At 64.0% G+C, this 20,298-nt stretch carries 22 protein-coding genes; 18 read left to right on the top strand and 4 right to left on the bottom strand.

The features are described from left to right. Nucleotides 1-94: 94 nt before the first annotated feature. Nucleotides 95-484, bottom strand: coding sequence for a hypothetical protein (locus tag AC07SZ_RS12870; protein WP_081295057.1), 390 nt, complete (start codon nucleotides 482-484; stop codon nucleotides 95-97). Between the two features lie 164 nt (nucleotides 485-648). Here AC07SZ_RS12870 and ureC point away from each other — a divergent pair, with 164 nt between their 5' ends. The 8 genes from ureC (at nucleotide 649) to AC07SZ_RS12830 (ending at nucleotide 6,992) form a co-directional block, all read left to right on the top strand. Next, complete coding sequence (gene ureC, locus AC07SZ_RS12865; RefSeq protein ID WP_494914719.1) at nucleotides 649-2,364, top strand: urease subunit alpha; 1,716 nt, start codon at nucleotides 649-651, stop codon at nucleotides 2,362-2,364. Between the two features lie 95 nt (nucleotides 2,365-2,459). Beyond that, nucleotides 2,460-3,053 (top strand): hypothetical protein, encoded by a 594-nt coding sequence (locus AC07SZ_RS12860; protein WP_056568563.1) that lies wholly within the window; start codon nucleotides 2,460-2,462, stop codon nucleotides 3,051-3,053. Between the two features lie 44 nt (nucleotides 3,054-3,097). Further along, complete coding sequence (locus tag AC07SZ_RS12855) at nucleotides 3,098-3,733, top strand: glutathione S-transferase family protein (RefSeq protein ID WP_056568558.1); 636 nt, start codon at nucleotides 3,098-3,100, stop codon at nucleotides 3,731-3,733. Between the two features lie 69 nt (nucleotides 3,734-3,802). Then, nucleotides 3,803-4,399, top strand: coding sequence for an urease accessory protein UreE (ureE, locus tag AC07SZ_RS12850; protein ID WP_494914496.1), 597 nt, complete (start codon nucleotides 3,803-3,805; stop codon nucleotides 4,397-4,399). Continuing rightward, nucleotides 4,392-5,063, top strand: coding sequence for an urease accessory protein UreF (locus AC07SZ_RS12845; protein ID WP_494914494.1), 672 nt, complete (start codon nucleotides 4,392-4,394; stop codon nucleotides 5,061-5,063). The genes ureE and AC07SZ_RS12845 overlap by 8 nt, the downstream gene beginning before the upstream one ends. Then, nucleotides 5,060-5,500, top strand: a complete 441-nt coding sequence (locus tag AC07SZ_RS12840) for a DUF3995 domain-containing protein (protein WP_056568546.1) — start codon at nucleotides 5,060-5,062, stop codon at nucleotides 5,498-5,500. The genes AC07SZ_RS12845 and AC07SZ_RS12840 overlap by 4 nt, the downstream gene beginning before the upstream one ends. Further along, nucleotides 5,497-6,138, top strand: coding sequence for an urease accessory protein UreG (ureG, locus tag AC07SZ_RS12835; protein ID WP_056568543.1), 642 nt, complete (start codon nucleotides 5,497-5,499; stop codon nucleotides 6,136-6,138). The genes AC07SZ_RS12840 and ureG overlap by 4 nt, the downstream gene beginning before the upstream one ends. An 86-nt stretch (nucleotides 6,139-6,224) precedes the next feature. Next, nucleotides 6,225-6,992 (top strand): class II aldolase and adducin N-terminal domain-containing protein, encoded by a 768-nt coding sequence (locus tag AC07SZ_RS12830; protein ID WP_202325040.1) that lies wholly within the window; start codon nucleotides 6,225-6,227, stop codon nucleotides 6,990-6,992. On the opposite strand, the gene AC07SZ_RS12825 is transcribed toward AC07SZ_RS12830, so the two are convergent. Further along, nucleotides 6,989-7,621, bottom strand: a complete 633-nt coding sequence (locus AC07SZ_RS12825; protein ID WP_056568538.1) for an HAD family hydrolase — start codon at nucleotides 7,619-7,621, stop codon at nucleotides 6,989-6,991. The two genes, AC07SZ_RS12830 and AC07SZ_RS12825, sit on opposite strands and share 4 nt — an antisense overlap. Before the next feature lie 245 nt (nucleotides 7,622-7,866). Between AC07SZ_RS12825 and AC07SZ_RS12820 the strand changes: the two genes are divergently transcribed. Beyond that, complete coding sequence (locus tag AC07SZ_RS12820) at nucleotides 7,867-8,826, top strand: sugar-binding transcriptional regulator (protein WP_056568536.1); 960 nt, start codon at nucleotides 7,867-7,869, stop codon at nucleotides 8,824-8,826. Nucleotides 8,827-8,895: 69 nt separating this feature from the next. Here AC07SZ_RS12820 and AC07SZ_RS12815 read toward each other — a convergent pair whose 3' ends face one another. Beyond that, on the bottom strand, nucleotides 8,896-9,081 hold the full coding sequence (locus AC07SZ_RS12815) for a hypothetical protein (RefSeq protein WP_056570267.1): 186 nt from the start codon (nucleotides 9,079-9,081) through the stop codon (nucleotides 8,896-8,898). A gap of 110 nt (nucleotides 9,082-9,191) precedes the next feature. Between AC07SZ_RS12815 and gcvA the strand changes: the two genes are divergently transcribed. The 9 genes from gcvA (at nucleotide 9,192) to AC07SZ_RS12770 (ending at nucleotide 19,218) form a co-directional block, all read left to right on the top strand. Further along, entirely contained in the window at nucleotides 9,192-10,097 is a 906-nt protein-coding gene (gcvA, locus tag AC07SZ_RS12810; RefSeq protein ID WP_056568532.1) for a transcriptional regulator GcvA, read from the top strand. A 222-nt stretch (nucleotides 10,098-10,319) separates the two neighbouring features. Then, nucleotides 10,320-11,630: an ABC transporter substrate-binding protein gene (locus AC07SZ_RS12805; RefSeq protein WP_056568529.1), complete on the top strand. Its 1,311-nt coding sequence runs from the start codon at nucleotides 10,320-10,322 to the stop codon at nucleotides 11,628-11,630. Between the two features lie 123 nt (nucleotides 11,631-11,753). Continuing rightward, entirely contained in the window at nucleotides 11,754-12,626 is an 873-nt protein-coding gene (locus AC07SZ_RS12800) for a carbohydrate ABC transporter permease (RefSeq protein WP_056568526.1), read from the top strand. Nucleotides 12,627-12,637: 11 nt separating this feature from the next. After that, entirely contained in the window at nucleotides 12,638-13,462 is an 825-nt protein-coding gene (locus AC07SZ_RS12795) for a carbohydrate ABC transporter permease (protein WP_056568523.1), read from the top strand. Nucleotides 13,463-13,532: 70 nt separating this feature from the next. Continuing rightward, complete coding sequence (locus AC07SZ_RS12790; protein ID WP_056568520.1) at nucleotides 13,533-14,537, top strand: ABC transporter ATP-binding protein; 1,005 nt, start codon at nucleotides 13,533-13,535, stop codon at nucleotides 14,535-14,537. After that, on the top strand, nucleotides 14,534-15,304 hold the full coding sequence (locus AC07SZ_RS12785; protein WP_494914488.1) for an L-iditol 2-dehydrogenase: 771 nt from the start codon (nucleotides 14,534-14,536) through the stop codon (nucleotides 15,302-15,304). Before AC07SZ_RS12790 ends, AC07SZ_RS12785 begins: the two co-directional genes overlap by 4 nt. A gap of 153 nt (nucleotides 15,305-15,457) precedes the next feature. Beyond that, a complete protein-coding gene (locus AC07SZ_RS12780; protein ID WP_494914486.1) occupies nucleotides 15,458-16,936 on the top strand; it encodes a mannitol dehydrogenase family protein in 1,479 nt (492 codons plus the stop codon). A gap of 15 nt (nucleotides 16,937-16,951) precedes the next feature. Beyond that, nucleotides 16,952-17,635: an HAD family hydrolase gene (locus AC07SZ_RS12775; RefSeq protein ID WP_056568510.1), complete on the top strand. Its 684-nt coding sequence runs from the start codon at nucleotides 16,952-16,954 to the stop codon at nucleotides 17,633-17,635. Beyond that, entirely contained in the window at nucleotides 17,632-19,218 is a 1,587-nt protein-coding gene (locus AC07SZ_RS12770) for an FGGY-family carbohydrate kinase (protein ID WP_056568507.1), read from the top strand. Before AC07SZ_RS12775 ends, AC07SZ_RS12770 begins: the two co-directional genes overlap by 4 nt. Here the strand turns inward: AC07SZ_RS12770 and AC07SZ_RS12765 are convergent. Beyond that, the gene (locus AC07SZ_RS12765) at nucleotides 19,201-20,298 is read right to left on the bottom strand and encodes an ABC transporter ATP-binding protein (protein ID WP_494914483.1); all 1,098 of its coding nucleotides are present in this window, start codon (nucleotides 20,296-20,298) and stop codon (nucleotides 19,201-19,203) included. The two genes, AC07SZ_RS12770 and AC07SZ_RS12765, sit on opposite strands and share 18 nt — an antisense overlap.

Below are 20,298 nucleotides of genomic sequence, written 5' to 3'. Positions count from 1 at the left end.
TCCAGCACTCAGGAAACGAAACGACTCCAGCCCTGCCACGGTTCCCCCCATGATGCGGCCGGCGGACCGAATCTCGGCCCGCCGAGCCATGCCGTCAGCTGGCCTTCTTGGTGATCAAGGTCAGCGCCCCATTGGGTTCCATGCTGGCCGCGACAACCTGCGCCGAGGTCATTCCCTTTGCCTCGAGGGCGGATTTCACCTTGGGTGTGGCATCGATCGAACTGCGCAGTTTCTGCAGGCCGGCATCGCCACGCTGGGCGATCACCTGATTGACCTGCGTCTGGGTGTCTTTCGGCAGTTCCGTGATGTCGACGATGTTGACGCTCTGGATCCCCGGCGCGGCCTGCTGACCGCCAGGGGCGGGAGTGGCCGCCTTGGGGGCAGGCGTGGCCGGAGCGGGTTGTTGCGCGGGCTGCTGCTGGGCACTGGCGGCACCGGCCAGCATCAGGCTGGCGGCGGCTGCAAGAACTATCGCTTTGCGCATGGATTTTCCTTCCATCGATTTGGCAAACGGTCGTTTGGGGGTGACCCGCTCACCTCAACCGCCAAATGGGATCAGAAGGTGTCGCCCACCGGGTCATTGCGTGACCATTGGATGGCGTCAATGTGCACCCCGGCCTCAACCATTCCACATTGCGGGAGCAATCTCTGATGGCCAGAATCTCGCGTTCCACCTACGCCCAGATGTATGGCCCGACCGTCGGTGACAGGGTCAGGCTGGCCGACACCGAACTCTTCATCGAGGTTGAAAAGGACCTCACCATTCACGGTGAAGAAGTAAAATTCGGCGGCGGCAAGGTCATCCGCGACGGCATGGGCCAGAGCCAGGTGTCGCGGGCGCAGGGCGCGGTCGACACCGTCATCACCAACGCCCTGGTGGTCGATGCCACCGCCGGCATCCTCAAGGCCGATATCGGCCTGAAGGACGGCCGGATAGCCGCGATCGGCAAGGCCGGCAATCCGGACACGCAGGATGGCGTCACCATCATCATCGGCCCAGGCACGGAAATCATCGCCGGCGAGGGCAAGATCCTGACACCGGGCGGCTTCGACGCGCATATCCACTTCATCTGTCCGCAGCAGATCGAGGAAGCGCTGATGAGCGGAATCACCACCATGCTCGGCGGTGGCACCGGCCCGGCGCACGGCACGCTGGCCACCACCTGCACGCCGGGGCCGTGGCACATGGCCCGCATGATCCAGTCCTTCGACGCCTTCCCGATGAATATCGGTCTGTCGGGCAAGGGCAATGCCTCCTTGCCCGCCGCGCTGGAAGAGATGGTGCTCGCCGGCGCCTGCTCGCTGAAGCTGCATGAGGACTGGGGCACGACGCCGGCCGCCATCGATTGCTGCCTGTCGGTTGCCGACAATTACGACGTGCAGGTGATGATCCACACCGACACGCTCAACGAATCCGGCTTCGTCGAGAACACGGTGGCGGCGATCAAGGGGCGCACCATCCACGCCTTCCACACCGAGGGCGCGGGCGGCGGCCATGCCCCCGACATCATCAAGGTCTGCGGCCTGCCCAACGTGATCCCCTCCTCGACCAACCCGACAAGGCCTTACACCGTCAACACGCTGGCCGAGCATCTCGACATGCTGATGGTCTGCCATCATCTGTCGCCGTCGATCCCCGAGGACATCGCCTTCGCCGAAAGCCGCATCCGCAAGGAAACGATCGCGGCCGAGGACATCCTGCACGATATCGGCGCCTTCTCGATCATCTCGTCGGACAGTCAGGCCATGGGCCGCGTCGGCGAAGTCACGATCCGGACCTGGCAGACCGCCGACAAGATGAAGCGCCAGCGTGGTTCGCTGCCGCAGGAGACAGGCAACAACGACAATTTCCGTGTCCGCCGCTACATCGCCAAATACACGATCAACCCGGCCATCGCGCATGGCCTGTCGAAAGAGATCGGCTCGATCGCCGTCGGCAAACGCGCCGACCTGGTGCTGTGGAACCCAGCCTTCTTCGGCGTCAAGCCGGACATGGTGCTGATCGGCGGCATGATCGCCGCCGCCCCGATGGGCGACCCCAACGCCTCGATCCCGACACCACAGCCGATGCACTACCGGCCGATGTTCGGCGCCTATGGCAAGGCCAGGACCAACTCATCCGTGACCTTCGTTTCCAAGGCGGCACTCGAGTCCGGTCTGCATGGCCGGCTCGGCGTCGACAAGCAGTTCGTCGCCGTGGAAAACACCCGCGGCGGCATCGGCAAGCATTCGATGGTGCTCAACGACGCCACGCCGCATGTCGAGGTCGACCCCGAAACATACGAGGTTCGCGCCGACGGCGAATTGCTGACCTGCGAGCCGGCAACCGTGCTGCCAATGGCGCAACGGTATTTCCTGTTTTGATGCTGGATCGGCGACCGAACCGACGGGCGCGAAACCCATTGCGGCAGGTGCCGTGACGCCGCAATATGCGGCTCAATGAAACCGCATGACTTGCCATGGCCACCGAAATAGCCTCCGCCCACGACATCTTCCCGCACATCCGCATCGTCATGGGCATGGTGATCGGACTTGGTGTCACCCGCCTGCTGTCGGGGGTGGCCCGTATCATCCAGCATCCCGGCCAGTACCGGCTCTATCCCGTGCATCTGGCCTGGGTCGCCTCGGTGCTTCTGATGCTGGTGCATTTCTGGTGGTGGGAGTTCGGCCTCTACGCCATCGAGGCATGGACCTTCGGCAAATACCTTTTCATCATCTTCTACGCGATCACGCTGTTCCTGCTCTGCGCGCTGCTGTTTCCGGATTCGATGCTGGACTACACAAGCTACGAGGATTTCTTCTATTCGCGCCGCGCCTGGTTCTTCGGCCTGCTAGCGGCCACCTATCTGCTCGACGTGATCGACACGTTGCTGAAAGGGCCCGAGCATTTCGCCCATTTCGGCAACGAATATCTGTTCCGCACGCCGATCTTCGTCGCACTCTGCATTGCCGCGATCCTGGTGCGCGACCGCCGCTTTCACACCGCCTTTGTCGCGGCGGCGCTGATCTATCAGATATCGTTCATCCTGCGGCTCTTCGACACGATCGTATGACCGCGAGGGATGGTCTAGAGTTGCCGCGAATGCAGGGGCCAACCATGTACAAGGCCGTCGGATCACAGGGCTCCCGGGTCAGCCGCGTCCTCTGGATGCTCGAGGAACTCGGGCAGCCCTATGAATTCGTCGAAGTCAAATTGCGCTCGCCGGAAGCCTATGCGCTCAACCCATCGGGCAAGGTGCCGATCCTCATCGACGGCGAGCTGACGGTGACGGATTCGGCGGCGATCTGCGTCTACCTGGCCGACAAACACGCCGACAAGGGCATGGGTGCCAATCCAGGTATCGCCGGCCGTGCCGAGATGGATTCCTGGATGCATTTTGCCCAGAGCGAGTTCGAGGCGCCGCTGTGGAACAAATTGCGCCACCGCTTCCTGCTGCCTAAGGAGGTTCGGGTCGATGTCGGCCCCGCTGCCGCCTACGATTTCGCTTCTGAAACCAAGGCGCTGGACCGCCGGCTTGGCGACAAGCCGTTTGCGCTCGGCGACCGGTTTTCCGCCGTCGACGTGCTGCTCGGCGACATGGGCGGCTGGGCCCGGGCTGGAAAATTCCCGATCGAGTCCGAGCGCGTCAACGCCTATTTCGACCGGGTGCTTTCGCGCCCTGCCCGCGCGCGGGCGCAAGCCAATGCATCGGCCCGAAAATCGGAATCGATTTCCGGAAAGCATGATGCATAGATTCAAAAATGTCAGAGCGTCCCTTGCGCGTCCAAGAGGACGCGCGGCGCTCCAATGCGGAGCCATGAAATGAAGCTCAACCTCAACACCGATTTCACCAAATTCCCGCGCGCCGTTTCGGTGCTGGCCGCCGGCGAGGCGGGGGACATCGTGCCGTCCGGGCGCGCCGTTCTGCCTCATGACGAACGGCATCTGCGCCGCCGCGCCATCGAACTGTCCGACGGCAGCAAGGTGCTGGTCGACCTTCCCGAGCCGGTTGCCCTGAACGACGGCGACCGGCTGGTGCTGGAGGATGGCCGCCATGTCGAGATCGTTGCCGCTCCGGAAGATATCTATGATATCCGCGCCCGCGACGGCGTGCATCTGACCGAGCTTGCCTGGCACATCGGCAACCGACATCTCGCGGCGGGCATCGAGGCGGATCGCATCGTCATCCTGCGCGACCATGTCATCAAGGCGATGCTTGAAGGGCTTGGCGCCACGGTGCGCGAGGTTTCCGAGCCGTTCAAGCCGGTGCGCGGCGCCTATTCCGGCCATGGCGGCGCGCACAGTCACGATCACGGCCATGCCCACAGCCACGCGGAAGCGCATTCCCATTCACATGGCGAGACGCATTCCCATTCGCACAGCCATTCCCACGCCGGTCATCACCACGACCATGACTGACCAGCCTTCGAACATCGCCCTGCTGCGGCTGATGGCGTGGCTGTCGCCGGTCTTTCCAGTCGGCGGCTTTGCCTACAGCCACGGCCTCGAGCGCGCGGTGCATGACGGCCTGGTTTGCGATGCCACTGGCCTTGCCGGCTGGCTGGAAACACTGATCGAGATGGGCTCTGGCTGGAACGATGCCGTGCTGTTTTCCGAAAGCTGGCGCCGCGCCCGCGGCGCAGGCGACCTCGACGAAGTGGCTGCCCTGGCCGAGGCGCTCGCCGGCTCGCGGGAACGCCACGCCGAGACCATGCTGCAAGGCGCTGCCTTCCTAAAGGCCGCCGCCGCATGGCCCAATCCGGTGCTGGGGCGCTTGCCGGCCGAATGCGCCTACTGTGTCGCAGTCGGCGCCATTGCCGGCGGCAACGGAATTGCGCTTGATGATGCGCTGTCCGCCTTCCTGCAGGCCTTCTTCTCCAACCTTGTCCAGGCGGCGATCAGGCTCGGTGTCGTCGGCCAGAGCGAGGCCACCACGCTGCTGGCCGGCTTCGAGCCGCTGGCGCTCGCGACCGCCGGCCGCGCGTCGCGCTCGACATTGGATGATCTCGGCGGCTGCGCCTTCGTCTCCGACATCACGGCGATGAAGCACGAAACCCAGTATTCGCGGCTGTTCCGCTCATGATCATGCTTGCCCTCGCGCTGTCCTTCGTCCTGCTGCTGATCACGGCGCTGCATGTCTATTGGGGCATTGGCGGCATCTGGCCGGGCAGGGACGCGGCCTCCTGCGCCCGCGCCGTCGTCGGCTTTCGCGGTGTCGACGAAATGCCGACGCCCTTCGCCAGTTTCGCCGTGGCAGCGTGTCTCGGCCTGGCGACACTCTGGCCGCTGGCACTGATCGGCTTCTTTGCCTCGCCCTTCCCGAAAGAGGGCCTGGCCGCCACGTCGCTGCTCATCGGCCTGGTGTTCCTGGGCCGCGGCATTGCCGGCTTCACGCCGTGGTGGCGGCGGCTGGCGCCCGAGCAGCCTTTCGCCCGGCTCGACGTCCGGTACTATTCGCCGCTTTGCCTGTTGATCGGGCTTGGCTTCGCCATCCTTGCCATCACGGAGTTCCCAACATGACTCAAGCCAACGGTCCTCTTCGCATCGGCATTGGCGGCCCCGTCGGCTCCGGCAAGACGACGCTCACCGAAAAACTCTGCAAGGCGCTGCGCGACGAATTCTCCATCGCCGTGGTCACCAATGACATCTACACCAGGGAAGATGCCATGATGCTGGCCCGGCTGCAGGCCCTGCCCGAGGAGCGCATCGTCGGTGTCGAGACCGGCGGCTGCCCGCATACCGCCATTCGCGAGGACGCATCGATCAATTTGCAGGCCATAGCCGAGCTCAACCGGAAATTCCCCGATCTCGACATCATCTTCATCGAATCCGGCGGCGACAACCTCGCCGCCACCTTCTCGCCGGACCTTGCGGATCTGACGCTTTATGTCATCTCGGTCTGCCAGGGCGAGGAAATCCCGCGCAAGGGCGGGCCGGCGATCACCCGCTCGGACTTCCTGATCATCAACAAGAGCGATCTGGCGCCCTACGTGAACGTCAACCTCGACGTCATGGAGAGCGACGCCGGCCGCATGCGCGGCAAGCGCCCGTTCGGCTTCACCGACCTGTCGCGCGGCAAGGGGCTGCAGGAGGTCATCGATTTCATCGTCGAGCATGGCGGACTGAGGACCGGCACCGCCGCCAGCACGGCGGCCTGACAGGATCCGCATCTGCCTGCACCAACCAAAACCCGTTGCGAGCAGCCGTTGATCGCGGCATTCTCGCCAAAACTGGAGGATTTTCGATGAGCATCGCCCGCCTGCAGAAGGAAACGCTGACCAACCTGCCCTTCTATGAGGAGCGCGTCGATCTCGCCTGTGCCTTTCGCTGGACAGCACGGCTCAACATGCACGAGGCGGTGGCCAACCATTTCTCGCTGGCGGTCAACGAGAACGGCACGCAGTTCCTGATGAACCCCAACCAGGTGCATTTCTCGCGCATCAAGGCGAGCGACCTGTTGATGATCGACGCCAACGATCCGGACACGCTGTCTGGCCCCAACGCGCCGGATCCGACGGCCTGGGGCCTGCACGGCGCCATCCATCGCAACGTGCCGCATGCGCGCTGCGTCATGCATGTCCATTCGATCCATGCCACGGTGCTGGCCTCGCTGGCCGATTCGACATTGCCGCCGATAGACCAGAATTCGGCGATGTTCTTCAACCGCCATGTCGTCGACGCGCATTATGGCGGGCTGGCCTTCGAGGAAGAGGGCGAGCGCTGCTCGCAGCTTCTCACCGACCCCAAGGTCAAGGTGATGGTGATGGGCAATCACGGCGTCCTGGTGATCGGCGACACGGTTGCCGACGCGTTCAACCGCATGTTCTATTTCGAGCGCGCGGCCGAGACCTACATAAAGGCGCTGTGGACCGGCCGGCCGCTGCGCACGCTGTCCGACGCCATCGCCGAGAAGACGGCCAGCGAAATGGACGACTATCCCGGCCAGGCCGAGCGCCATCTCGCCGAGCTGAAGGCGATCCTCGACGAGGAAGAGCCGGTTTACCGGAATTAGAGCCCGAGCTGAGCCCGCAATTCCTCGGCGCTGTTGATGACGGTGGCGCCGGGCGGTCCTTCCATCGGCTTTTCCGGCCAGAAGATCGTCTTCATGCCCGCCGCCAGCCCCGCCATGGCGCCCGGCCAGCTGTCGTCGACAGCGACCGCGTGCGCGGGATCGACATCGGCCAGATAGGCCGCGCGCAGGAAGGGCTCGGCATGCGGCTTGCCTTCGCGCACGTCGTTGCGACTGATCGTCTTCATGCCGGGATAAAAGAGGCCGACCGCGCGCAGATTGGCATCGACGATCAGCCGGTCGGAATTGGAGACCACGGCTTGCTGAACGCCGAGCGCCCGCAATTCATTGAACACTTCGATCGCGCCGGGACGCGGCCGCAAGCCCTCGACCAGCGGCAGGTAGTGCTCGTATTTGCGCACGATCCAGTCGTCGAAGGCCAAGTCCAGGCCGAACTCGTCGCGCATCATTTCATAGACCGGCCAGGCGGCGACGCCGAGGACACGCTCATGCAAGTCGGATGGCGGCGTGAGGCCGACATTGCGCATTGCCGCCACAAGGGCTGCCTCGTGCAACGGCTCGCTGTCGACCAGCGTGCCATCCATGTCCCAGAAAACCGCCTTCGGTGTCATGCAGAGCTCCTTTTGCGATCCCCTTAAAGGGTTTGCGCCGGGAGATAAACCGTCGGGATCACAGAAGCTGGCCGCGACCGGACCCGACGCCACCCTGCTTCCCGCATTGGAACATTGCCGCCGGGAAAAATCCCAACCGCGAAGGAGCAAGCAATTGCCCTTGCGATTGACAATTGCGCAGGAGGCCGTTCCCTGCGAAACTGGAAACGGCCGCTCCTGTGAGCAGCGGTTTCGGGAGGCAGGACGTGAATACCCGGCAGGATGGCGGCAGCAACAGGCTGGACGACGCGGCGCGCGCCGGCTGGCTCTATTATGTCGCCGGCAACACACAGGACCAGATTGCCACCACGCTCGGCATTTCGCGGCAGACGGCGCAGCGGCTGGTGTCGCTGGCGGTGTCGGAAGGCTTGATCAAGGTTCGCGTCGATCATCCGATCGCCAACTGCCTTGACCTCGCCGCACGGCTGAGATCCCGCTTCGCGCTCGACCTGGTCGAGGTGGTGCCGAGCGATCCCAACTCCTCTTCCACCACCATCGGCATCGCCGAGGCGGCGGCCGCCGAGATCGAGCGGCGGCTGCGGTCGCCGACACCGATCGTCATGGGGATCGGTACCGGGCGCACGCTGAAGGCGGCGATCGAGCAATTGCCGCCCATGGAATGCCCGCAGCACAAGGTGGTGTCCTTGACCGGCAACATCTCGCCGGACGGTTCGGCGGCCTTCTACAACGTCATCTTCACCATGGCCGACAGGGTCAAGGCGCGCTCCTTCCCGATGCCGCTGCCGGTCATCGCCTCCTCGCCGCAGGAGCGCGAGATGCTGCTCAACCAGCCGATGATCCAGCCGACGCTGGCGCTCGCCGCCGAGGCCGACGTCACTTTCATCGGCATCGGCGACCTCGGTCCGAAGGCACCCCTCTACGAGGACGGCTTCATCTCGGAAAGCGAGCTGAAAGCCCTGCAGAAAGCGGGCGGCATCGCAGAGATCGTCGGCTGGGTGTTCGACAGGGAAGGCCGCATGATCGAGGGCATCACCAACGACCGGGTGTCGTCGGCCTCGCTGCCGTCACGCGAAAAGTCGCTGGTCATTGCGCTCGCCATGGGTGAGCGCAAGCTGCCGGGGATCCTGGCGGCCGTGAACCGCCGATTGGTCAACGGGCTCATCACCGACGAGCGGACGGCGACAGCCCTGCTGGCCAGCCTCTGACCCCTCGGGGACCCGCTGCCGCTTGCCGGGTGCGGCAGGGGCGACTGTTCCGTGATAAAGCCGACAAGGCTATCTATGCCGCCCGAAAGGGTCGTTGCCATCGAGGAACCCGAGGTCGCGCTGCAGATGCGGCGACAGGTCCCGGATGTCGAGATGCGCCTTCTTCCTGACCGCGAACAAGAGGAATCCGTCCGCGAGCCACGAAATCCAGCGATGATCTGGAGCGGGAGTGCATTTTTGTTGCGCCATGGTCATGATCGTCAACCTTCGCTATCCTCAACCCGAATGACCGGTTGATGCTGAATGTCGGTCTTGCCGGCCGCCTTTGCCAATCGAACGTCGATAAGAACCCATAAGGAGGCTTTATGCCTGACCTTGGCTCGCGACAGATTTCGCAACTCCCGCCGCTGCAGGCGATCCGTGTGTTCGAAGCGGTGGCGCGGCATCTTTCCTTCACCAAGGCCGCCGCGGAGCTCGCCATGACGCAAGCTGCCGTCAGCTATCAGATCAAGGTGCTGGAAGAGCGCGTCGGTGCACCGCTGTTCCTGCGCCGGCCGCGCCAGATCGAGCTGACCGAAGCCGGGCAGCGCCTGGCGCCGGCCGTCAGCGAGGCCTTCGCCATCCTTGGCCAGGCCTATGCGGCGGCACGTGGCGGCGCGGATGGGTTGCTTTGCGTCACCACCGTGCTGACCTTTGCCTCCAACTGGTTGGCGCACCATCTGGGTTCGTTCCAGATGGCCCATCCAGCCCTTGCCGTGCGGCTCGAAACATCGAGCCGGCTGACGGATTTCGCCCGCGAGGACGTCGACCTCGCCATCCGTTCGGGCGGCGGCAAATGGCCGGGCCTGGAGGCCCACAAGCTGCTCGATGCCGATTTCACCCCGATGCTAAGCCCGAAACTCGCGGCGAGCATCGGCGGGATCAAGGAGCCGGCGGACCTGCTGCGGCTGCCGATCCTCGATCCCGGCGACATCTGGTGGACACAATGGTTCGAGACGGCGGGCGTGCACTCGCACGACCTTGCCAAGCGGCCCGGCAGCAGCATGGGCGCCCAGGCCTATGAGGCCAACGCGGCCATATCAGGCCATGGCGTGGCGATCCTGACCCGGGCCCTGTTCAAGGCCGAACTTGCCGACGGTCGGCTGATCCAGCCCTTCGACCTGGTCGGCGACGATGGCCACGCCTACTGGCTGGTCTATCCCGAGGCCCGCCGCAACGTGCCGAAGATCCGCGCCTTTCGCGACTGGCTGCTTGCCGAGATCGCCTGCTGACAGGCGCTTCGCACCCGCCGCGAGCCTCCAGACCTTCCTGTCCCGTCGCCTGATATCCGGCCCAGGGGGCGGTTCGTCGTCCCAGTTTCCATGCGTCCCTCGTGCGTCCGGTCCGTCGAGTGCTGCGCTGCAGCATCGAATCCGGCTTGACATAATTAAGACTTAGTGAGTAATTGCTCACAGCCAAGGCAAATGCTCATCTTGGTTCATGGGAGGAATTTGATGAAACTTCGCACGCTCACCCTGGGCTTGTTGTCGGCCAGCGCTCTCGCCTTCGCCGCACACGCCGAATCCATCACCATCGCCACCGTCAACAATGGCGATATGGTCCGCATGCAGAAGCTGACCGACGACTTCACCAAGGCAAACCCCGACATCCAGCTCAACTGGGTCACACTTGAAGAAAACGTGCTGCGCGAGCGCGTCACTACCGACATCGCTACCAAGGGCGGCCAGTATGACGTGATGACCATCGGCACCTACGAGGTTCCGATCTGGGCCAAGCAGAGCTGGCTGCTGCCGCTCGACAAGCTCGGCGACGACTATGACGCCAAGGACATCATTCCGGCCATCGCCGGCGGTCTTTCGGTCGACGGCAAGCTCTATGCCGCGCCCTTCTACGGCGAAAGCTCCTTCGTCATGTACCGCAAGGACCTGATGGAGAAGGCCGGACTGAAGATGCCCGACGCACCGACCTGGGACTTCATCAAGCAGGCCGCCGACAAGATGACCGACCGCGCCAATGGCGTGAACGGCGTGTGCCTGCGCGGTAAGGCCGGCTGGGGCGAGAACATGGCCTTCCTGACCGCCATGTCGAACTCCTTCGGCGCCCGCTGGTTCGACGAGAACTGGAAGCCGCAGTTCGACCAGCCGGAATGGAAGAAGACGCTGCAGTTCTATGTCGACCTGATGAAGGCCGATGGCCCCGAGGGGGCGTCCTCCAACGGCTTCAACGAAAACCTGGCGCTCTTCCAGCAGGGCAAGTGCGGCATGTGGATCGATGCCACCGTCGCGGCGTCCTTCGTCTCCGACCCGAAGAACTCGACCGTCGCCGACAAGGTCGGCTATGCGCTGGCGCCGGACAATGGGCTGGGCAAGCGCGGCAACTGGCTGTGGGCATGGTCGCTGGCCATTCCCGCCGGCACCAAGAAGGCCGACGCCGCCGAGAAATTCGTGTCCTGGGCGACCAGCAAGCACTATGCCGAGCTGGTCGCTTCGAAGGAAGGCTGGGCCAACGTTCCTCCGGGCACGCGCTCCTCGCTCTATGCCAATGCCGAGTACCAGAAGGCGGCTCCGTTCGCCAAGATGACGCTGGACTCCATCAATGCCGCCGACCCGACGCATCCGACCGTCAAGCCGGTGCCCTATGTCGGCGTCCAGTTCGTCGCCATCCCTGAGTTCCAGGGCCTTGGCACCACTGTAGGCCAGCTCTTCTCGGCGGCTCTTGCCGGCCAGTCGAGCGTCGACGATGCGCTGAAGCAGGCCCAGGACGCCGCCACCGCGGCGATGACCGAGGGCGGGTATATCAAGTAAGGCTCCTCCCGGTGCCGAATGCCGGTTGCCTCCTCGACCGGCAACGGCCGCCCGAGTTCCCAGCTCGGGCGGCCGCCTTCAACGCCTGTGAAAATTCAGTCTGACCATTGAAGGGTGACCGTCATGGCTACTCAGCAGACCCGTTCGCTTGCCCGTTTCATGATGGCGCCATCTGTTGTGCTGCTGTTCGTCTGGATGATCGTGCCGCTGGCACTCACGCTCTGGTTCTCCTTCCAGCAGTACAATCCGCTCAACCCGATCCGCGACGGATTCGTCGGTTTCTCCAACTACGCGCTGTTCTATTCCAACCCCGCCTTCCTGCAGTCGATTCTCAACACCCTGATCCTGGTGGTCAGTGTCCTGTTGATCACGGTGATCGGAGGCATCCTGCTGGCGCTCTTGATCGACCAGCCGATGTGGGGTCAGGGGATCGTGCGCATCCTCGTCATTTCGCCGTTCTTCGTAATGCCGCCGGTGGCCGCACTGGTCTGGAAGAACATGATCATGCACCCGCAATATGGGGTGTTCGCCGACATAGCGCGCTTCTTCGGGATGCAACCGATCGACTGGTTCGGGCAGCATCCGCTGACGGCCATCATCATCATCGTCGCCTGGCAGTGGCTGCCTTTCGCGACACTGATCCTGTTGACCGCGCTGCAGTCTCTCGACGGCGAGCAGAAGGAAGCCGCCGAAATGGACGGCGCCGGCTTCATCAGCCGCTTCATCTATCTGACGCTGCCGCATATGTCGCGCGCCATCACCGTGGTCATCCTGATCCAGACGATCTTCCTGCTCTCGGTCTATGCCGAGATCCTCGTCACCACCAATGGCGGCCCCGGCTACGCCTCCACCAACCTGCCCTTCCTCGTCTACCAGAAGGCGCTGCTGGAGTTCAAAATCGGCCAGGCATCCGCGGGCGGTGTGATCGCCGTCATTCTCGCCAACATCGTCGCCTTCTTCGCCATGCGCGCGGTCGGCAAGAACCTCGACAAGTAAGGGAGGACAAGATGGCACGTGCAGTCACCACCCAGCACAAGACGATCGCGACGGTTGCCGCCTGGATCGTGGCCCTGCTGATCTTCTTCCCGATCCTCTACACGATCATCACCTCGTTCAAGTCGGAACAGGAGGCGATCCAGGGCTTCAACCTGATCCCGTCGGGAACGTTCGAGAGCTATACCGAGGTCCAGGCGCAGAGCGGCTACTTCAAGTTCTTCTTCAATTCGGTGCTGCTCTCGGTCGGCTCGACCATCCTCGCACTGCTGGTCGCCATTCCGGCGGCATGGTCGATGGCGTTCTCGCCAACCAAGCGGACCAAGGACATCCTGATGTGGATGCTGTCCACCAAGATGATGCCCGCGGTCGCCGTGCTGTTCCCGATCTACCTGATCTTCCGCAACCTCGGACTGCTCGACAGCCGCATCGGCCTGATGGTCATGCTGATGCTGATCAACCTGCCGATCGTGGTGTGGATGCTCTACACCTACTTCCGCGAGATCCCCGGCGAAATCCTGGAAGCGGCCCGGATGGACGGCGCCTCGCTGTGGAACGAGATCATCTATGTGCTGACCCCGATGGCCGTGCCCGGCATTGCCTCGACCATGCTCCTGAACATCATCCTGGCCTGGAACGAGGCGTTCTGGACGATCCGCCTGACCACCACGGATGCTGCTCCGCTGACCGCCTTCATCAGTTCCTTCTCCAGCCCGCAAGGCCTGTTCTGGGCCAAGCTTTCGGCCGCCTCGACATTGGCGATCGCGCCGATCCTGATCATGGGCTGGTTCAGCCAGAAGCAGCTGGTGCGCGGCCTGACCTTCGGCGCGGTCAAATAGCGGGCGGCGCCGTGAAATAATACCGCCGCACGCAACGGACGACGGACAATAACCCCTCGGGGAGGAAACCATGGGAAACATCACGCTCAAGAACGTCTCCAAGTCCTTCGGGGCGACGTCAATCATCCCCGGCCTCGACCTGGTGATCGAGAATGGCGAGTTCGTCGTCTTCGTCGGCCCGTCGGGTTGCGGCAAGTCCACGCTGCTGCGGCTGATAGCCGGGCTGGAGGACACCAGCGGCGGCACCATCAACATCGACGGCCGTGACGTCACCGGCGAGGCGCCGGCCAAGCGCAAGCTGGCCATGGTGTTCCAGTCCTACGCGCTCTACCCGCATATGACCGTGGCCAAGAACATCGCCTTCCCGCTGAAGATGGCGGGCGAGGACCAGGCCACCATCGACAGGAAGGTGAAGGACGCGGCACGCGTCCTCAACCTCACCAACTACCTCGAACGCCGGCCGGGCCAGCTCTCCGGCGGCCAGCGCCAGCGCGTCGCCATCGGCCGGGCCATCGTGCGTCAGCCTTCGGCCTTCCTGTTCGACGAGCCGCTCTCCAACCTCGATGCCGCGTTGCGCGGCACCATGCGCCTGGAGATCAGCGAACTGCACCATCAGCTGAAGACCACCATGATCTATGTCACCCATGACCAGGTCGAAGCCATGACCATGGCCGACAAGATCGTCGTGCTGAACGCAGGCAACATCGAGCAGGTCGGCTCACCGATGGAGCTCTACAAGACCCCGAACAATCTGTTCGTCGCCGGCTTCATCGGCTCACCGAAGATGAACCTCATCGAGGGCGCGCCGGCGGCCAAATATGGCGCCAAGACCATCGGCATCAGGCCCGAGCATATGCAGATCTCGACCACGGCGGGCGAATGGAAGGCCACCGTCGGCGTTGCCGAGCATCTTGGCTCCGACACTTTCCTGCATGTCCAGGCCGAGGGCGTCGGTCCGCTGACGGTGCGCGCCGACGGCGAGCTGGCCGTCCATCACGGCGACACGATCTATCTCACCCCCGACAAGGCCAAGCTGCATCGCTTCGGCCCTGACGGCAAGGCGATGGCAAAGTGAGGCTGAAGGACAAATCGGCGCTGATCACGGGATCGGCGCGGGGCATCGGCAGGGCCTTCGCCGAAGCCTATGTGCGCGAGGGCGCCACGGTGGCGATTGCCGACATCAACCTCGAAGCGGCGCGGAAATCCGCCGCCGAGATCGGCGACAAGGCCTATGCGGTCAAACTCGACGTCACGGATCAGTCGTCGATCGACGCCGCGGTGAAGGCGGTGGAGAGCCGGACCGGCGGCCTCGACATATTGATCAACAACGCCGCCTTGTTCGACCTGGCGCCGATCGTCGACATCTCCAGGGCGAGCTACGAGAAACTGTTCTCGGTCAATGTCGCCGGCACTTTGTTCATGCTGCAGGCTGCCGCCCGCTCGATGATCGCGCGGGGCAAGGGTGGCAGGATCATCAACATGGCGAGCCAGGCCGGACGGCGCGGCGAGGCACTGGTCGGCGTCTACTGCGCCACCAAGGCCGCCGTCATCTCGCTTACCCAGTCGGCGGGGCTCGACCTGATCAAGCACCGCATCAATGTCAACGCCATCGCGCCCGGCGTGGTCGATGGTGAGCACTGGGATCATGTCGATTCGCTGTTCGCCAAATACGAGAACCGCCCCAGGGGCGAGAAGAAGAAACTGGTCGGTGACGCGGTGCCATACGGCCGCATGGGCACGGCCCAGGACCTTACCGGCATGGCGGTCTTCCTCGCCAGCGCCGATGCCGAATACATCGTCGCCCAGACCTACAATGTCGATGGCGGCCAGTGGATGAGTTGAGGGGGGCGGCCTCTGTTTCTCGTCCCTCCGCGAGGAGCAGAGGCCGACATCAGAGGCTGCATCGGCCTTCGCAGGCATGCCGCCCTTATCCTCTTCCGGCTGGGCCGGGAGAGGCGGAGTAACGAGGCCGGAGCCGGCCAAAGGGTAAAACAGATGACCGTGAAACTCTCTTCCGCCAATCTCGCGAACCTTCCCGCCAAGGTTGCGGGTCCGAAATATGACCGTGCCAAGCTGAAGGCCGGCATCGTGCATTTCGGTGTCGGTAATTTTCACCGCTCGCACCAGGCCGTCTATCTCGACGATCTGTTCAATTCAGGTGTCGGCCATGACTGGGCCCTGGTCGGCGCCGGTGTGTTCGAGGGCGAGAAAATCGGTCGCGGCAAGCTCCAGGAGCAGGACTGGCTGACCACGGTCGTCGAGCAGGATGAAGGCCATATGAGCGCCCGCGTCACCGGTGCCATGGTCGACTTCCTGACGCCGGGCGATGCCGCCGGCATCATAGCCAGGCTGGCCGATCCGGCGATCAAGATCGTGTCGCTGACCATCACCGAGGGCGGCTACTTCATCGACCCGGCCTCCGGCAAGTTCAACCCGGCACATCCGGACATCGTCGCCGACGCCCAACCGGGAGCGACCCCGAAAACCGTGTTCGGCATCATCCTTGCCGGACTGGTGCGTCGGCGCGCTGACGGCATCGTGCCATTCACCGTCATGTCTTGCGACAACATCCCTCATAACGGCCACGTCACCTCGGACGGCGTCATTGGGCTAGCCCGCCTGATCGACGCAGAACTCGCCGGATGGGTCGGCGACAAGGTCGCCTTCCCAAACGCCATGGTTGACCGCATCACGCCGGCGACCACCGACCGCGAGCGGAAGATTCTGGCCGACGATTTCGGCCTGGAAGACAATTGGCCGGTGTTCTGCGAGCCCTTCAGGCAATGGGTGCTGGAGGATCACTTCACGGCCGGCCGGCCGGCCCTGGAGAAGGTCGGTGTCCAGTTCGTCAAGGATGTGTCCCCCTACGAGCTGATGAAGATCCGTATCCTCAATGGCGGCCATGCCACCATTGCCTATCCCGCCGGGCTGATGGACATCCACTTCGTCCATGAGGCAATGCAGGAGCCGCTGGTACGCGGCTTTCTCGACAAGCTCGAGCATGACGAGATCATTCCGACGGTGCCGCCGGTTCCGGACACGGTGCTGGAGGACTATTACCAGCTCATCGAGAAGCGCTTCTCCAATCCCAAGATCGGCGACACGGTGCGCCGGCTCTGCCTCGACGGCTCCAATCGCCAGCCGAAATTCATCATCCCGACCATCGCCGACCGACTCAAGACCGGCAAAGGCGTTGCCGGGCTGGCGCTGGAATCAGCCCTCTGGTGCCGCTACTGCTTCGGCACGACCGACAGCGGCGCCGTCATCGAACCCAACGACCCGAGCTGGGACCGGCTGCAGGCGACGGCAAAGGCGGCAAAGGATGCGCCCGCCGCCTGGCTGGCGATGGAAGACATCTATGGCGATGTCGGCCACGCAACGGCATTCGTCGAGGCCTTCAGCCACGCGCTCGGCATCCTGTGGGCCGATGGCGCCCGCGCCACGCTGACGCGCTATCTCGCCGGCAAGCTCTGAAAGCCATTCGACATCATGACGCCTGAACTGGTCATCTTCGACTGCGATGGCGTGCTGGTCGACAGCGAAGCGCTTTCCGTCTCGGCGCTGCTTGGCATGATCGAACTCGCCGGCGGCGATATCGGCGTTGATGCCGCGTATGAACATTTCCTCGGCAAGAGCATGAAAAGCGTGCGCGAGATGCTTGGCCGCGACTTCGGCCTGGAGATCACCGACCAGCACCTTACCGCCATGCGCGTCGACCTGATGCGGAAGTTCCGTGAGGAGCTCAAGCCGATCCCTGGCATCAAGGAGATGTTGCCCAGGCTTGGCCTGCCGTTCTGCGTCGCCTCTTCCGGCACGCTGGAACGCATTCGCTACGCGCTCGACGTCACCGGCCTGCTCGGACTGATGGAGCCGCATCTGTTCAGCGCCACGATGGTGGCCAAGGGAAAGCCGGCGCCCGATCTTTTCCTTCATGCCGCCACCACCATGCGAGCCCATCCGCGCAAATGCCTCGTCATCGAGGACAGTCCGGCCGGCGTCGCGGCGGCGCGCGCGGCCGGCATGCGCGTCTTTGCCTTCACCGGGGGCTCGCATGCCGGCAACCCCGCCTTGAAAGCGCGGCTTGCGTCGAGTGAACCGGACTTTATATTCGCTGACATGCTGCAATTGCCCGATCTGATTGCAGGCCTGGGAGCGAGAGTTAGAGCATCTTGACGAAACAGTTTGTTTGCGCGGTCGATGTCGGCACCGGGAGCGCTCGCGCGGGCATTCTCGACGCCAGTGGTACCTTGCTCGGCCGTGCCGATCGGCCAATCGCCATGAACCAGCCAAAACCCGATCATGCCGAGCATGATTCACGCGATATCTGGTCGGCCGTCTGCGCCGCCGTGCGTGCCGCCCGTGAAAAAGCCGGTGTGGCGGCGCACGAAATTGTCGGCATCTCCTTCGATGCCACCTGTTCTCTTGTGGTGCGCGACCGGCAGGGCGATCAGCTCAGCGTTTCGACTACCGGCGACAAGCGTTGGGACACTATCGTCTGGCTCGACCACCGCGCCATCGCCGAGGCCGACGAATGCACGGCGACCAGCCACGAGGTGCTCAACTATATTGGCGGCGTGATGTCGCCGGAGATGGCGACGCCGAAGCTGATGTGGCTCAAGCGCAACCTGCCAAGGACCTGGAATGAAGCCGGCTATCTATTTGACCTGGCCGACTTCCTGACCTGGCAGGCGACCGGGTCGCTGGCCCGCTCGCAATGCACGCTGACGGCGAAGTGGACCTATCTGGCGCATGAAGACACTGCGTGGCAGCGCGATTTCTTCGAAATCGTCGGCCTGGGCGATCTTTTCGAGCACGGCAATCTGCCGGAGCGCGCCAGTCCGGTCGGCGCCGACATCGGTCCGCTGACGGCGCAAGCGGCGGCTGAGCTCGGCCTGACGGAAAGCTGCCGAGTCGGCGCCGGGGTCATCGATGCCTATGCCGGCGCGCTTGGCGTGCTTGGCGGCTTTGCCGGCGACGAACAGGATATCGGCCGCCACCTGGCGCTGATCGCCGGCACGTCGAGCTGCGTCATGGCGATGTCGCCCGATCCGCAGCCTTTCGCCGGTGTCTGGGGCCCCTATTACGGCGCGGCGCTGCCGAAGCTGTGGCTGTCGGAAGGCGGCCAGTCGGCCACCGGCGCCCTGCTCGACCACATCATCCGCTGGCACGGCGCCGGCGGCGAGCCCGACGCCGCGATGCACGCCAGGATCGCCAGCCGTGTCGCCGAACTGCGCGCCGCCGAAGGGGAGAACCTCGCCGCGCGGCTGCATGTGCTGCCGGACTTCCACGGCAACCGCTCGCCGCTGGCCGATCCGCATGCCGTCGGCGTCGTCAGCGGCCTGACGCTGGATTCCTCTTTCGATAGCCTGTGCAAGCTCTACTGGCGCACCGCCGTCGGCATCGCGCTCGGCGTGCGTCATGTGCTGGAGGCGCTGAACGAGAACGGCTATCTGATCGACACGCTGCATGTCACAGGCGGTCACACCAAGAACCCGCTGCTGATGGAGCTCTACGCCGATGCCACCGGCTGCACGGTGGTCGAACCGCTGGCCGATGAGGCGGTGCTGCTCGGCACCGGCATGGTCGCCGCCACAGCGGCCGGGCTGTTTCCCGACCTCAACGCCGCCTGCCTTGCCATGCAGCAGGGCGGCAAGAGGCGTGCCGCCAACCCGGCCGCCGGCGCCCGCTTCGATCGCGACTACCGGATATTCCTGGAAATGCACCGGCAGCGGCAGGCGCTAGACGCGATACGGTAGCTTGCGCAGCGACGCGCCCGAAGCTGCGTCGAACAGATGGATGCTTTCTTCCTCGAATGTGTAGCGCACAGGGGCGTTCAGCGCCGGGCATTCACGTGCCGGAACCAGCGCGCTGATCTCCTTGCCGCCGGAACCGAATGTCACCAGCGCGTCATTGCCGTGGAATTCGATGAGATCGGCCGTGCCTTGCAATATACCGGCGGCACCGGCTCCGGCCGTCTTCAGGTCCGGAGGCCGGATGCCCAGCACGGCGCGGTCGCCATGCCGCAGATGAAACTCCCGGCCCTCGACCGAAAGAGCCGTTCCGGCACCGGTCAATATCCAGCCATTGCCAGAGCGGCCGACCGTGACTTCGATGAAATTCATGTTCGGCGTGCCGATGAAACCAGCGACGAACATGTTGCCGGGCCGCCGATAGATTTCCGCCGGAGAACCGATCTGCTCGATGACCCCGTCCTTGAGCAGCACGATGCGGTCGGCCAGCGTCATCGCCTCCAGCTGGTCATGGGTGACATAGACGGTGGTGGTCTTCAACGACTGGTGCAGGCGCGCGATCTCGACGCGCATATGGTTGCGCAATTTGGCGTCGAGATTGGAAAGCGGCTCGTCGAACAGGAACACCTTTGGCGTCTTGATCATGGCCCGCGCAATCGCCACGCGCTGCTGCTGGCCGCCGGAAAGCTCGGCCGGCTTGCGGCCGAGATAGGGTTCGAGCCCAAGCGTCCGCGACACCGCTTCGACCCGCTTGCGGATATCGGCTGGCGGCACCTTCTGGCGCCGCAGCCCGAAGGCGATGTTGTCGAAGATCGTCATGTGCGGATAGAGCGCGTAGTTCTGGAACACCATGGCGATGCCGCGGTCGCCTGGATCGAGATCGTTGACCACCTTGCCGCCGATCGAGACCTCCCCGCCGCTGATGTCCTCCAGCCCCGCCAGCATGCGCAGCAAGGTCGACTTGCCGCAGCCGGACGGGCCGAGGAACACGACGAATTCGTGTTCCTCTATCGAGAGGTTGAGATCGCGGATCACCGTGGTGGCGCCATAGGCCTTGTCGACATGGGAGCAAACGATCGCGGACAT

This window comes from Mesorhizobium sp. GW821-FHT07A06, from assembly GCF_059419085.1.
Note: the sequence above shows the minus strand (reverse complement) of the source record. Positions and strands in the feature narration are given on the sequence as shown.

Coding starts and splice junctions, on each gene's coding strand:
- AC07SZ_RS12870 (WP_081295057.1), bottom strand. CDS start 484: ATGCGCAAAGCGATAGTTCTTGCAGCCGCCGCCAGCCTGATGCTGGCC.
- AC07SZ_RS12860 (WP_056568563.1), top strand. CDS start 2,460: ATGGCCACCGAAATAGCCTCCGCCCACGACATCTTCCCGCACATCCGC.
- AC07SZ_RS12855 (WP_056568558.1), top strand. CDS start 3,098: ATGTACAAGGCCGTCGGATCACAGGGCTCCCGGGTCAGCCGCGTCCTC.
- ureE (WP_494914496.1), top strand. CDS start 3,803: ATGAAGCTCAACCTCAACACCGATTTCACCAAATTCCCGCGCGCCGTT.
- AC07SZ_RS12845 (WP_494914494.1), top strand. CDS start 4,392: ATGACTGACCAGCCTTCGAACATCGCCCTGCTGCGGCTGATGGCGTGG.
- AC07SZ_RS12840 (WP_056568546.1), top strand. CDS start 5,060: ATGATCATGCTTGCCCTCGCGCTGTCCTTCGTCCTGCTGCTGATCACG.
- ureG (WP_056568543.1), top strand. CDS start 5,497: ATGACTCAAGCCAACGGTCCTCTTCGCATCGGCATTGGCGGCCCCGTC.
- AC07SZ_RS12830 (WP_202325040.1), top strand. CDS start 6,225: ATGAGCATCGCCCGCCTGCAGAAGGAAACGCTGACCAACCTGCCCTTC.
- AC07SZ_RS12825 (WP_056568538.1), bottom strand. CDS start 7,621: ATGACACCGAAGGCGGTTTTCTGGGACATGGATGGCACGCTGGTCGAC.
- AC07SZ_RS12815 (WP_056570267.1), bottom strand. CDS start 9,081: ATGACCATGGCGCAACAAAAATGCACTCCCGCTCCAGATCATCGCTGG.
- gcvA (WP_056568532.1), top strand. CDS start 9,192: ATGCCTGACCTTGGCTCGCGACAGATTTCGCAACTCCCGCCGCTGCAG.
- AC07SZ_RS12805 (WP_056568529.1), top strand. CDS start 10,320: ATGAAACTTCGCACGCTCACCCTGGGCTTGTTGTCGGCCAGCGCTCTC.
- AC07SZ_RS12800 (WP_056568526.1), top strand. CDS start 11,754: ATGGCTACTCAGCAGACCCGTTCGCTTGCCCGTTTCATGATGGCGCCA.
- AC07SZ_RS12795 (WP_056568523.1), top strand. CDS start 12,638: ATGGCACGTGCAGTCACCACCCAGCACAAGACGATCGCGACGGTTGCC.
- AC07SZ_RS12790 (WP_056568520.1), top strand. CDS start 13,533: ATGGGAAACATCACGCTCAAGAACGTCTCCAAGTCCTTCGGGGCGACG.
- AC07SZ_RS12780 (WP_494914486.1), top strand. CDS start 15,458: ATGACCGTGAAACTCTCTTCCGCCAATCTCGCGAACCTTCCCGCCAAG.
- AC07SZ_RS12775 (WP_056568510.1), top strand. CDS start 16,952: ATGACGCCTGAACTGGTCATCTTCGACTGCGATGGCGTGCTGGTCGAC.
- AC07SZ_RS12765 (WP_494914483.1), bottom strand. CDS start 20,298: ATGTCCGCGATCGTTTGCTCCCATGTCGACAAGGCCTATGGCGCCACC.